This window comes from Stutzerimonas sp. FeSN7, from assembly GCF_030263795.1.
Classification (GTDB): Bacteria; Pseudomonadota; Gammaproteobacteria; order Pseudomonadales; family Pseudomonadaceae; genus Stutzerimonas; species Stutzerimonas stutzeri.
In genome coordinates this window covers 1651101-1663351 of the sequence record NZ_JARPMN010000001.1, presented here as the reverse complement: position 1 = coordinate 1663351, position 12251 = coordinate 1651101, and the positions used below count along the sequence as shown (strand labels likewise).

Annotated in this window: 10 protein-coding genes and 1 pseudogene; 2 read left to right on the top strand and 9 right to left on the bottom strand. The window is 65.5% G+C overall.

The features are described 5' to 3' along the window. Position 1: 1 nt before the first annotated feature. Both P5703_RS07820 and aroC read right to left on the bottom strand, forming a co-directional pair. Entirely contained in the window at positions 2-1153 is a 1152-nt protein-coding gene (locus tag P5703_RS07820; protein ID WP_011913547.1) for an MFS transporter, read from the bottom strand. Between the two features lie 65 nt (positions 1154-1218). Further along, positions 1219-2310, bottom strand: a complete 1092-nt coding sequence (gene aroC, locus P5703_RS07815) for a chorismate synthase (RefSeq protein ID WP_125459766.1) — start codon at positions 2308-2310, stop codon at positions 1219-1221. Positions 2311-2466: 156 nt separating this feature from the next. Between aroC and P5703_RS07810 the strand changes: the two genes are divergently transcribed. Then, positions 2467-3429, top strand: coding sequence for an alpha/beta hydrolase (locus P5703_RS07810; protein WP_125459767.1), 963 nt, complete (start codon positions 2467-2469; stop codon positions 3427-3429). Between the two features lie 80 nt (positions 3430-3509). Beyond that, positions 3510-4289 (top strand): hypothetical protein, encoded by a 780-nt coding sequence (locus P5703_RS07805; protein ID WP_011913550.1) that lies wholly within the window; start codon positions 3510-3512, stop codon positions 4287-4289. A gap of 4 nt (positions 4290-4293) precedes the next feature. On the opposite strand, the gene P5703_RS07800 is transcribed toward P5703_RS07805, so the two are convergent. The 7 genes and pseudogenes from P5703_RS07800 to P5703_RS07770 all read right to left on the bottom strand — a co-directional run bounded on the left by P5703_RS07800 (position 4294) and on the right by P5703_RS07770 (position 12243). Beyond that, positions 4294-5517 carry a maltoporin gene (locus P5703_RS07800; protein ID WP_013983049.1) on the bottom strand — a complete coding sequence of 408 codons (1224 nt, stop codon included), beginning with the start codon at positions 5515-5517 and terminating at the stop codon, positions 4294-4296. Positions 5518-5621: 104 nt separating this feature from the next. Continuing rightward, positions 5622-6794, bottom strand: coding sequence for an ABC transporter ATP-binding protein (locus tag P5703_RS07795; protein WP_106443096.1), 1173 nt, complete (start codon positions 6792-6794; stop codon positions 5622-5624). 11 nt (positions 6795-6805) lie between these two features. After that, positions 6806-7648, bottom strand: coding sequence for a carbohydrate ABC transporter permease (locus P5703_RS07790; RefSeq protein WP_013983051.1), 843 nt, complete (start codon positions 7646-7648; stop codon positions 6806-6808). Next, positions 7641-8558, bottom strand: a complete 918-nt coding sequence (locus P5703_RS07785) for a carbohydrate ABC transporter permease (RefSeq protein ID WP_011913554.1) — start codon at positions 8556-8558, stop codon at positions 7641-7643. Before P5703_RS07785 ends, P5703_RS07790 begins: the two co-directional genes overlap by 8 nt. A 109-nt stretch (positions 8559-8667) precedes the next feature. Next, positions 8668-9915, bottom strand: coding sequence for an ABC transporter substrate-binding protein (locus P5703_RS07780; RefSeq protein WP_017245222.1), 1248 nt, complete (start codon positions 9913-9915; stop codon positions 8668-8670). A gap of 159 nt (positions 9916-10074) precedes the next feature. Next, complete coding sequence (locus tag P5703_RS07775; protein ID WP_242630798.1) at positions 10075-11526, bottom strand: ATP-binding protein; 1452 nt, start codon at positions 11524-11526, stop codon at positions 10075-10077. Then, positions 11510-12243: pseudogene (locus tag P5703_RS07770) on the bottom strand (response regulator). Before P5703_RS07770 ends, P5703_RS07775 begins: the two are co-directional and overlap by 17 nt. Between the last annotated feature and the right edge of the window lie 8 nt (positions 12244-12251).

Genomic DNA, 12251 nt, shown 5'->3' with positions numbered 1-12251 from the left:
GTCACGCGCGATCCTCCTGCAAACGGAAGGCAATGATAACGGCTGCTGCCAGCGCCGCCAGGCTGGCGATGGCGAACGACCAGCCCGGGCCGAGCCCGGACCAGGCATATCCGGCATACAACGCCCCCAGCGCGCCGCCGATTCCGGACAGGCTGGCATACAGCGCCTGCCCCTGACCCTGCTGGCGATGGCCGAAGCTGCGCTGGACGAAATGGATGGCCGCCGCATGGAAGCTGCCGAAGGTTGCCGCGTGCATCAGCTGCGCGATCAGCAGTACGCCGAGATGATCGGCCAGCTGCCCGAGCAGTAGCCAGCGCAGCGCGGCGATCAGGAAGCTCGCCAGGAGCACCTGGCGCAGCGAGAAACGCTCCAGCAGACGCGCCATGACCAGAAACAGCAGAATCTCCGCGACGACGCCCAGCGCCCACATCAGACCGATAAAGCTGCGGCTGTAGCCGAGCGCTTCCAGGTGGATGCTGAAGAAGGTGTAGTACGGGCCGTGAGCCAGTTGCATCAGGGCCACGCAACCGTAGAAGGCCAGTACGCCGGGGCGCCGCAGCTGGGCGAGAAAGCCGCCCTGCCCGGCCGACTCGGCGCGCTGGCGCGGCTGCGCGTTCGGGACCCAGACGCTGCTCAGCACGATGCCCAGCATCACCGCAGCGACAGCGGTCGGATACAGGTCCAGACTCAGGCGCTGGAACAGCAGCCCAAGCCCCACCACCGCCAGGATGAAGCCGATGCTGCCCCACAACCGTACCTGGCTGTAGCGCTCGGGCTGCTCGTGCAGATGCGCCAGGGTGATGACCTCGAATTGCGGCAGCACGGCATGCCAGAAGAAGGCATGCAGGGCCATCACCAGCGCCAGCCAGGCGAAGCTCTTGTCGAAGAAGATCAGGCCGAAGGACAGCAGCGTGCACAGGGCGCCGAGGCGGACGATCTCCAGCCGGCGGCCGCTGACGTCGCCCAGCCAGCCCCAGAGATTCGGCGCCAGACAGCGCATCAACATCGGAATGGCGATCAGCTCGCCGATGCGCTCCGGCGAGAACCCCAGATGGGCGAAGTACAGGCCGAGAAACGGCGCCGTCGAACCGAGCAGCGCGAAGTAGAAGAAATAGAACCCGGAGAGGCGCCAGTAAGGGAGCGAAGCGGTCATGGCAACAGGCGTTCAGTTTGCAGCGCGCGGCGTCAACGCCGGCGCGCCGCGCTCCGAATGGCCGCTCAAAGCTGACCCAGCACCGGCGTCGTCACCTGCACATCGGCATTCTGTGCGCGGTGGCGCAGCAGGTGATCCAGCAGCACGATGGCCATCATCGCCTCGGCGATCGGGGTGGCGCGGATGCCGACGCAGGGGTCGTGGCGACCCTTGGTGATCACGTCCACCGCCTCGCCGTTCACGTCGATGGAGCGACCGGGCGTGGTGATGCTGGACGTCGGCTTGAGCGCCAGATGGGCGACGATCGGCTGGCCCGAGGAGATGCCACCGAGGATGCCGCCGGCATTGTTGGACAGAAAGCCCTGCGGGGTCAGCTCGTCGCGGTGCTCGGTACCGCGCTGGGCCACCGACGCGAAACCGGCACCGATCTCCACGCCCTTGACCGCGTTGATGCTCATCAGCGCGTGGGCAAGCTCCGCGTCCAGGCGGTCGAAGATCGGCTCACCGAGGCCCGGCGGCACACCCTCGGCGACCACGGTGATCTTTGCGCCCACCGAATCCTGGTCACGGCGCAGCTGGTCCATGTAGGCCTCCAGCTCCGGCACCTTGTCCGGGTCCGGGCTGAAGAAGGCGTTCTGCTCGACGCTGTCCCAGGACTTGAACGGAATCTCGATCGGCCCGAGCTGGCTCATGTAGCCGCGCACCTGAATGCCCAGCGTCGCCAGGTACTTCTTGGCGATGGCACCGGCGGCGACACGCATGGCGGTCTCGCGCGCCGAAGAGCGGCCACCGCCGCGGTAGTCGCGCAGGCCGTACTTGTGGTGATAGGTGTAGTCGGCGTGAGCCGGGCGGAACAGGTCCTTGATCGCCGAGTAGTCCTTGGACTTCTGGTCGGTATTGCGGATCAGCAGGCCGATCGGGCAACCGGTGGTTCTGCCTTCGAACACGCCGGAAAGGATTTCCACCTCGTCGGCTTCCTGGCGCTGCGTGGTGTGCCGGCTGGTGCCGGGCTTGCGACGGTCGAGATCGCGCTGCAGATCGTCCAGCGACAGCTCCAGCCCGGGTGGGCAGCCATCGACGATGGCCACCAGCGCAGGCCCGTGGCTTTCGCCGGCAGTGGTGACGGTGAACAGCTTGCCGTAGGTATTGCCGGACATGCAGGACGCTCCGCGATCGACCGAAAAAACAGGGGCCGGAAGTATACCTGAGGGCGCCGCGGTTTCACTGCCTGTCTTCGGCGCGCATACTGGCGCAGCGGCGAACCTCGCACCGATCCTCGCGTCAAACCCGCTCCGTAACCGGCGAAGCCTTCCATGCGTGCCCTGCTGATCCTACTGCTGCTGACCATGCCCCTCTCATTCGTACATGCGCAGACCCTGCTCACGCAGACGCTGAACCTCGACACCGGCCATGGCGTGCTGCAGGGCACATTGCTGCTGCCGAAAAGCGAGCGGCCGTTGCCGGTCGGCCTGCTCATCGCCGGCTCCGGGCCGACCGACCGCAACGGCAACAACCCGGCCGGCCACAACGACAGCCTCAAGCGGTTGGCCCAGGGCCTGGCCAGGCAGGGCGTGGCCAGCCTGCGCTACGACAAGCGCGGCGTCGGCGCGAGCCTGGCCGCCGCACCGGACGAGCGCGACCTCAGCGTCGAAGCCTACGTCAGCGATGCGTTGGCCTGGAGCGAACGGCTCAAGGGTGACCCGCGCTTCGGCGAGCTGATTCTCGTCGGCCACAGCGAAGGTGCGCTGATCGCCAGCCTTGCGGCGCCTCGCTCAGGTGCCGCGGCGCTGATCAGCATCGCCGGCAGCGGCCGGCCGATCGACGCGGTGCTGCGCGAGCAGCTGCAGGGACGCCTGCCACCGGCACTGCTCGCCACCAGCCATTATCTGATCGACGAACTGAAGGCCGGTCGCACCCACGCGGACATTCCAGAGCCTCTGCAGGTGCTGTTCCGCCCCAGCGTGCAGCCATATCTGATCTCCCTCTTCGCATATGACCCGGCCGAGGCCTTCGCGGCGGTGAATGTTCCGGCGCTGATCGTTCAGGGCCGGCACGATATCCAGGTGGGCATCGATGACGCCGAGGCCTTGCACCGTGCCAAGCCCGACGCCGAACTCGCGCTGATCGACGGCATGAATCATGTGCTGCGCATCGTGCCGGCCAGCGCTGCGCAGCTCGCGTCTTACGACGATCCCGATCTGCCGTTGGCCCGGGGCCTGCTCGAACGCATCCAGCGCTTCCTGAACGATAATGGCATGCTGCCAGCCTCCAGTTAGGCGCCGCGCCGCCGATAGCCCCGTGACGATGGCCGAGACCAGTTCTGAACGAGCCGCCGCGCAGGCCCAGGAACGCGCAGATGACCGACACCGAAATCACCCAGAGCACAGAGAAAGAGCCACCGGCGCCGCCGAAGCATCCGTGGGCCGAACTTCGCCCCGATCGTTTCCGCCTGCTGCGCCTGGCGCCGCTGCCCACCGAACGCGACGGCGGCGCGCGGCCACTGCGCTTCGTCGAGCTGGCGCAGCTGGAACGCCACACGCCAGAGCAGAGCCTGCTGCGGATGTTCGTCAACATCCCGGGGCAGGCGCGCTCGCGCAAGTACAACGTGCTGGAGGTATGGGCCGACCATCGCAGCAAGGAACTGCGCTTCGGCCCGGACAGCGGCTTGCATCTGGAACCCGCCAACCGTGGCCTCGGCCGTTTCCTGCTGGCACAAGGCGCGGCCTGGGCGCAAAAGCGTTGGGGACATTATCTGGTCGAGGGCGGATCGCTGCCCAAGGATGTGACGAGCGACGACCAGCGCCTACGGCGTGACCACTGCCTGCGCACCCAGGGGTTCGATGTGGACTACCCAAAGGACCAGGCGGGCAAGGCGACCTACGGCGCGCCGCGCGCCAGCAGCCTGAGGCCGGACTGGAACAGCGAGAAGGTCCAGATTGTGGAGCTGCAGGATGCGGCGGCGATGCTGGAACAGGCCGACCGCAACCTGCAGGCGCAGGAAAACCAGATCCGCGACCTGCAGGAGCGTATCGCCCGCTTCCGCCGCGAGGACGGTGCGCTGCGATTCACCATTGTTTGCCTGATTGCGCTGGCGCTGTTCCAGGCCGGCCTGCTGATCTGGATGGCGACCCGCTAGCCGCTTACCACCAGTGCTCGACCTGCACGCCGAAGTTCGAACCGTGGCGAGCGTTGCCGAACGCACCGGTATCCGACAACGCCGAGCCTTCGGCCATCACGTTGGCCGCCCGTTGCGCCGCGTCGTTCCAGCTGGCGTAGGTGTAGTACAGGCGGAACTCCGGCCGCGCCCAGAAGCCAGGACCGGCGGGTGACCAGGTCGGCGCGATGGTGAACTTGCTGAGCTTGCGCGTGCCGTCGGTGGCATCGATCTGGTCGTGACCCACCTCGGCGACGAGCTTGAACTGCTCGCTGAACGCATAGACCGGACGCGCGCCCACCGACCACCAGTCCTGGTCGCCGCCGTCGTCGCGCTTGTCTTTCTGGTAGACCACCTGGAACTGGCCGCCGAAGCGCGGCGTCAGCTGCCAGTCGAAATACTCCACCACTCGCCAGCTCTTGGCGCTGTTGTCCAGGGTGACGTCGCCGGTATAGCCGAGGCCGGTGCCCGGGCCCTCGCCATACTGCAGCGCCAGGGTGTTCTTGCCGCCGAGGAAGTCGGATTGCACATGCTGCACCGTCACGGCCCAACCGCTGTTGGCATCGTCACGGCTGGGCTTGTCGAGGTAACTCAGGCCGAACTCCAGCTCACCGCCAGGGTTGCTGTCGAAGCCGCCAACGTTGAAGTCGTGGCGGGTGACGTAGTCCTTCTGAAACACGCTGTCCTTGCGCGAGAAGGCGTAGCTGTACTTCAGCCCGCCAATCTCCATGTCCTCCACGCCGGCACCGGTGGCGCTCTGGTTCCAGTAGTAGAAGTCGGAGATATGGATGTCGTTGCGCTTGTAGAAGCGCCGCCCGGCCCACAGCGAGCCGTTGTACAACGCCGGCACCTTGCTCCACTCGGCATAGGCCTGCACCATCCGCGCCCAGCCGTGATCGCCGGTGAACTCAGGGGTGTGGTTGTACTGGTTGTAGAGCGCCGCCATGCCTTCCAGGCTCAGTACCGAGCCGTCGGCGAAGGTGTAGAGGTCCTGACGCAGATCGAGCTCGGCGTACTGCTCGCACTCGTTACCCAGGCGGTACTTGCTCGGCGCGCCGGGCAACTGGAAGCAGGACTGCGAATCGCTGTTGACCGATTCGCCGACCCCGCTGCGCATGTAGCCGGTGAACTCCAGTGCATGGGCGCCCAAAGGCAGCGTCAGACCCGCAATGGCGCTGGCAACGCCCAGGGCTGTCAGTGTTTTTTTCATATCCACTCCGCTTTTGTTGTTATTGATCGCTGGATCGAGCCTGTTCGGCTCCGTTGGTTCCTGTCTCCGTTATCCCCAGCCTGCTGGCAAGGCAGGCCGGTACCTCACTGCACCGGCCCCGCTCCGTTGGAAACCAGCCGGGTGACCTTGCTTTCGCGCGTGGCTGCAGGCTGCGCCAGGCCCAGCCGTTCGCCGCTCTGGGCGTCGAACAGCAGGACCTTGCGCGGATCGAACTGCAGGTTGAGCGTCTCCCCCACCCGCGGCGCCTGATCCGGCGCCAGCCGGCAGCAGGCCTTGACCTGATTGAGCGCGAAGACGACCAGCGTATCGGGGCCGGTCGGCTCCACCACTTCGATATCCACCAGCAGCGAAAGGTCCGCCGCAGAGCCCGTCGACAGGCCGATCTGTTCGGGGCGAATGCCCAGAATGAGCTCCCGGTCACGCAGACCTTCGTCACTGGTGATCGGCAGCGGCAGCTCGCAACTGCCCTGCTCGCTGTTGAGCACGCCCACCCAGCGGCCGTCACGCTGACGAATGCGCAGCGGCACGAAGTTCATCGGCGGCGAGCCGATGAAGCTCGCGACGAACAGGTTGGCCGGGTTGTTGTAGATCTCGTGGGGGGTACCGAACTGCTGGATCACACCGTCCTTCATCACCGCGACCTTGTCGCCGAGGGTCATTGCCTCGATCTGGTCATGGGTGACATACACCGTGGTGGTTTTCAGCCGCTGGTGCATCAGCTTGATCTCTGTGCGCATCTCCACCCGCAGCTTGGCGTCGAGGTTCGACAACGGCTCGTCGAACAGATAGATCTTCGGCCGCCGCGCCAGCGCCCGACCCATGGCCACGCGCTGCTGCTGACCGCCAGACAGTTGCGACGGCTTGCGTTCCAGCAGCGGTTCGATCTGCAGCAGCTTGGCGACCCGTGCCACCTCCTCCTCGATCTTCGCCGCCGGCACCTTGCGCATCTTCAGGCCGAAGGCGATGTTGTCACGCACGCTCATGGTCGGATAGAGCGCATAGGACTGGAACACCATGGCAATGTCCCGATCCTTCGGGCTGGCCTGACTGATGTCCTCACCGTCGACGAGGATCTCGCCGCCGGTGATATTCTCCAGCCCGGCGATGCAGTTCATCAGGGTGGATTTACCGCAGCCGGAGGGGCCGACGAGAATCAGGAACTCACCGGCGTCGATCTTCAGCGCGATGTCCTTGAGCGTTGCGATCTGGCTGTTGCCATAACTCTTTTGAACGTTGCGCAGTTCCAGGGAAGCCATCGTTGTTCTCCTCAACCCTTGACGGCGCCGGCAGTGAGCCCGCGCAGGAAGTACTTGCCGGCGATCACGTAAACCACCAGCGTGGGCAGGCCGGCAATCATCGCGGCGGCCATGTCGACGTTGTATTGCTTGGCGCCGGTGCTGGTATTGACCAGGTTGTTCAGCGCCACGGTGACCGGCTGGGTATCGCCGCTGGCGAACACCACGCCAAAGAGGAAGTCGTTCCAGATCTGGGTGAACTGCCAGATCAGGCAGACCATGATGATCGGTACCGACATCGGCAGCAGAATGCGCCCGAAGATGGTGAAGAAACCGGCGCCATCCAGCCGCGCCGCCCGCACCAGCGCTTCCGGCACGCTGACATAGAAGTTGCGGAAAAACAGTGTGGTGAACGCCAGGCCGTATACCACGTGCACCAGCACCAGACCGGTGGTGGTATTGGCCAGGCCCAGCTTGCCGAGGGTGAAGGACGCCGGCAGCAGGATCACCTGGAACGGCAGGAAGCAGCCGAACAACAGCAGACCGAAGAACAGCTGCGAGCCGCGGAAGCGCCACATCGACAGCACGTAGCCGTTGATGGCGCCCAGCGCGGTGGAAATCAGCACCGCCGGGATGACGATCTTCACCGAGTTCCAGAAGTAGCCACCGACGGCATCCCAGGCTGTCAGCCAGCCCATGGCGGTGAACGCCTCCGGCCAGCTCAGCAGGTTGCCGGTACGGATGTCTTCCGGTGTCTTGAAGCTGGTCAGCAACATCACGATCAGCGGCACCAGGTAGACGGCGCAAGCCAGCAGCAGCGTAGCGTGGATGGTCAGGCGCCCGAGCGTCAGGCGCGGTTGCGCGAAATCAGACATGGCGCTTGCTCCTCAGCTCGGAGTACAGGTAGGGCACGATGATCGCCATCACCGCGCCGAGCATCAGCATGGCGCTCGCCGCACCCAAGCCCATCTGGCCGCGGGTGAAGGTGTGGGCGTACATGAACATCGCCGGCAGATCGCTGGAATAACCCGGCCCACCGGCGGTCATCGCCGCCACCAGGTCGAAGCTCTTGATGGCGATATGGGCGAGGATCATCAACGCACTGAAGAACACCGGACGCAGGCTCGGCAGCACGATGCGCAGGTAGATGGTCGGCAGGCTCGCACCGTCCACCTGGGCAGCGCGGATGATCGATTGATCGACGCTGCGCAGACCGGCCAGGAACAGCGCCATGACGAAGCCCGAGGCCTGCCATACGGCAGCGATCACCAGGCAGTAGATGACCCGGTCCGGATCGACCAGCCAGTCGAAGCGAAAGCCTTCCCAGCCCCAGTCGCGCAGCAGCTTGTCCAGACCCAGGCCGGGATTGAGCAGCCATTGCCAGGCGGTACCGGTGACGATCATCGACAGTGCCATGGGGTACAGGTAGATGGTGCGGATCAGCCCTTCGCGACGGATGCGCTGGTCCAGCAGCACGGCGAGCACGACACCGATGATCAGGCTGATGGCGATGAACAGGCCGCCGAAGACCAGCAGGTTCTGGCTGGCCACCCACCAGCGGTCGTTGTCCCACAGGCGCTGGTACTGCTGCAGACCGACCCACTTGTAGCTGGGCATGAAGCGCGAGTTGGTGAACGACAGCAGGAAGGTCCAGCCGATGTAGGCGTAGAAGCCGACCAGCACGATCAGCATGCTCGGCGCCAGGACCAGCTTGGGCAGCCAGCGCTGCAGGGCATCGAGCGGCGAGACCTTGGCGGGCCTGGCGGGAAGCGCGATGGAGCTCATGGAGGTGATCCCTCGTCAGAATCCGGGATGTCGTCGCCCGCGGCACGGGCCTTGGCCTGTACCGGGACAACGGTTCGGGAAATCGGGCGGACGCGGTCCGCCCTTGGCGTCACTGCACGGCCTGGATCGCCGCCGCCAGCTGCCTGGCCGCCTTTTGCGGATCGGCCTTGGGGTCGTTGAAGAAGTTGGTCACGACATCGAACACCGCGCCCTGCACGTAGCTCGAAGCGGCCATGCCGTGGGTCAGGCTGGGTTGCAGGCCGCTGCCCTGGGCCGCCGCCTTGAAGTCCTTCATCGACTGCTGGGCGCAGGCGTCGAACTCGCTCATGTCCTGGTCCTGGCGAACCGGGATGGAGCCCTTGTTCTGGTTGAAGAAGGTCTGGAACTCCGGCTGCAACACCGCGCGCGCCAGGTCTTCCTGGGCCTTGCGGTTCTCATCGCTGCTCAGCTTGAACATCGCCAGCGAATCGATGTTGAAGGTGAAGCTGCCCTGAGTGCCGGGAAATGGCAGGCACTGGTAGTCCTTGCCCGCGACCTTGTTGGCGGCCGTGAACTCGCTCTTGGCCCAGTCACCCATGATCTGCATGCCGGCCTTGCCGTCGATGACCATGCCAGTGGCACGGTTCCACTCACGGCCTGCGGCATCGGCGTCGAGGTAATCACGCAGCTTCTTCAGCGCGGTGAAGGCCTGAACCATCTTGTCGCCGGTCAGGGTGTCCTCGTCCAGCTCGACGAATGCCTTGTGGTAGTCGTCCGGCCCGAGAATGCTGAGCACGAAGCCCTCGAACACGGTGCCGTCCTGCCACGGCTGGCCACCGTGGGCGACCGGCACGAAACCGGCTGCCTTGAGCTTCTCGGCAGCGGCAAAGAACTCGTCGAGGGTCTTCGGCGGCGTGGCACCGGCCTTCTCGAATACCTCCGGGTTGATCCACAGCCAGTTGACCCGGTGCACGTTGACCGGCACGGCCACGTAGGAGCCGTCGTACTGCATGATCTTGCTGACCTGCTCGGGCAGCAGCTCGTCCCAGCGTTCGGCCTTGGCGGTGTCGTCGAGGTTGGCGAGCAGGCCGAGTTCGCCCCATTCCTGGATGTCCGGGCCCTTGATCTGTGCGGCGGACGGCGGGTTGCCGGAAACCGCGCGGGTCTTCAGCACGGTCATGGCGGCCTCGCCACCACCACCGGCGACGGCGAAATCCTTCCAGGTGTGGCCTTTCTGCTCGACCATCTTCTGCAGGGTGTCGGCGGCGCGCTTCTCGCCGCCGGAGGTCCACCAGTGCAGGACTTCGACCTCGCCGGCGTGGGCGAGCAATGGCAGGGCAAGGGAAACGGAAAGAGCGAGACGATGGATCGCATTCATGGAGGAGTACCTTCTTGTTTTTATCCGGCAAGTCGTGGGTCGCTTGCGATGGACCGAGTCTATGCCCGGAAAAATGGACACTGGGTAACGAAGGGATGGCCGATGGTCACCAACCGGTTACAAAGGCACGCCACAGGTAACAGGCACGCCCGGCGGGCTTCAGCGCGGTAGTGTGAGGGTCACCCTCAGCCCTCCCTGCTGCAGGTTGCGCATGCTCAGCTCGCCGCCGTGGGCGTGAGCGATGTTGCGCGCGATACCCAGCCCCAGGCCGTAGCCCTGCTGCTGGCCGGAGAGCCGGACATGGGGTTCGAAAACGTGCTCCAGGCGCTGCTCCGGAACACCCGGGCCCTCGTCGTCAACGTGCAGCACCAGCGCCTCCTTGCCATCCTCGACGTGCAGGTGGGCGCGCTCGCCATACTTCAGGGCGTTGTCCAGCAGGTTGCCGATGCAGCGCTTGAGTGCCAGCGGCTTGCCGGGGTAAGTCGCCAGCGCGCGTCCATCCAGGGTCACGCGGGTCTGGTCGCAGGCCTGGTAGGGCTCCACGATGTGTTCGAGCAACAGATTGAGGTCCACGGCCTCGATGTTCTCGTGGATATCGGTGTCCTTCACGCACTGCAGGGCGCCCTTGACCAGCAGCTCCAGTTCGTCGAGATCGCGGTTGAACTTGACTTGCTGGGCCTCGTCCTCCAGCAGTTCGACCCGCAGTCGCAGCCGCGTGATGGGCGTACGCAGGTCGTGGGAGATGGCGCTGAACAACTGGCCGCGCTCGGTCAGATAGCGACTGATGCGCTCGCGCATGTTGTTGAAGGCGCGGCTGACCTCGACGATCTCGCTGGCACCAATCTCGGCCAGCGGCCGCACTTCCCCGCCCACCGACAGCTCCCGCGCCGCCTTGGCCAGGCGTTTCAATGGCCGGCTCTGCCAGCGCACCAGCAGACCGATGAACAGCAACAGGAAGGCGCTGGTCAGCACGATGAACCACAGCTGCTGCACCGGCAGCCCCTCGTCTTCCAGGCTGACGTAGGGTGCCGGCATCAGCGAGGCGAGATAGAGCCATTCCTGCGGCGCGATCTGGATCTGCGTCACCAGCACCGGTGGCGCCAGCGGTTCGAAGCCCAGCGCGTAGTGGGCCCAGGAGCGCGGCAGCTCCTCGAGCTTGATGCCGCTGTTGAAGATGCGCAGATCGTCCGGGCTGACGAACTCGATGGTCAGGTCCACTGCGCCACCCAGACGCTGGCGCAGCACCTGCTCCACCTCGTGCAGCACCGCACGCTTGCGTGGCGTCTCCGGCAGGATCTTCATCTCCAGCGGCTTGTCGTTGAGCGAGACGAAGAAGCGCGTGCCGCCCATGCTGCGCAGCTGGTCGAGCACCAGCGGTCGGTAGCCCAGCGGCAGCGAACGGAAGTAGCTGACGCTGGCCGCCATTGACTGCGCCAGGCTGCGGGCGCTGGTGAGCAGGCCTTCCATCTGACTGGCGCGCAGCTGTGACAACCAGATCAGGCTCGACAGGCCCTGCGCCAGCAGCACCGCGAGCAGGGTCAGCAACAGCATGCGTCCGAGCAGTGAGCGCGGCACCAGCCGCAGGCGTCGCCGCTCAGTGCGCAGATTCATGGTGCGGCGTCACCTGGGTTGCCAGCAGGGAGCCGCAGCCGCGCACGGTGCGGATCAGCCGGGGCGACTTGCCGGTGTCGCGCAGGCGCTGGCGCAGACGGCTCACCGCCATGTCGACGATGCGCTCCAGCGGCATCACCTCGCGCCCGCGGGTGGCGTTGGCAATGGTGTCGCGGTCGAGGATCTGCTGCGGATGATCGAGAAACAGCTTGAGCAACGCGAAATCGGCACCGGACAGAAAGACTTCCTCGCCATCGGCGTGAACAGCCGGTGGCTGATCATGTCCAGCCGCCATTCATCGAAGGCCAGCACGTCGCTGCCGCGCTCCTGGGCGAAGCTGACCCGCCGCAGCAAGGCCTTGATCCGCGCCAGCAGCTCGCGTGGGCTGAACGGCTTGCCGAGGTAATCGTCGGCGCCCAGCTCAAGACCGACCACCCGGTCGGCCTCGTCGGAACTGGCGGTGAGCATGATGATCGGCATCGAGGCCAGCCGCTCGTGCTGGCGAATCCAGCGGCAGAGGCTGAAGCCGTCCTCGTCGGGCAGCATCACGTCGAGTATCACCAGATCGGCCGGTTCGGCGCACAGCGCGCTGCGAAACTGCGCGCCGTCCGGCACGCCGCGGACCTGAAAGCCCGAGCGGCTGAGATAGGTCTGCAGCAGTTCGCGGATTTCCTGATCGTCGTCGACCAGAAGGATGTTCTTACCTGCTTGGCTCACGTCACGTC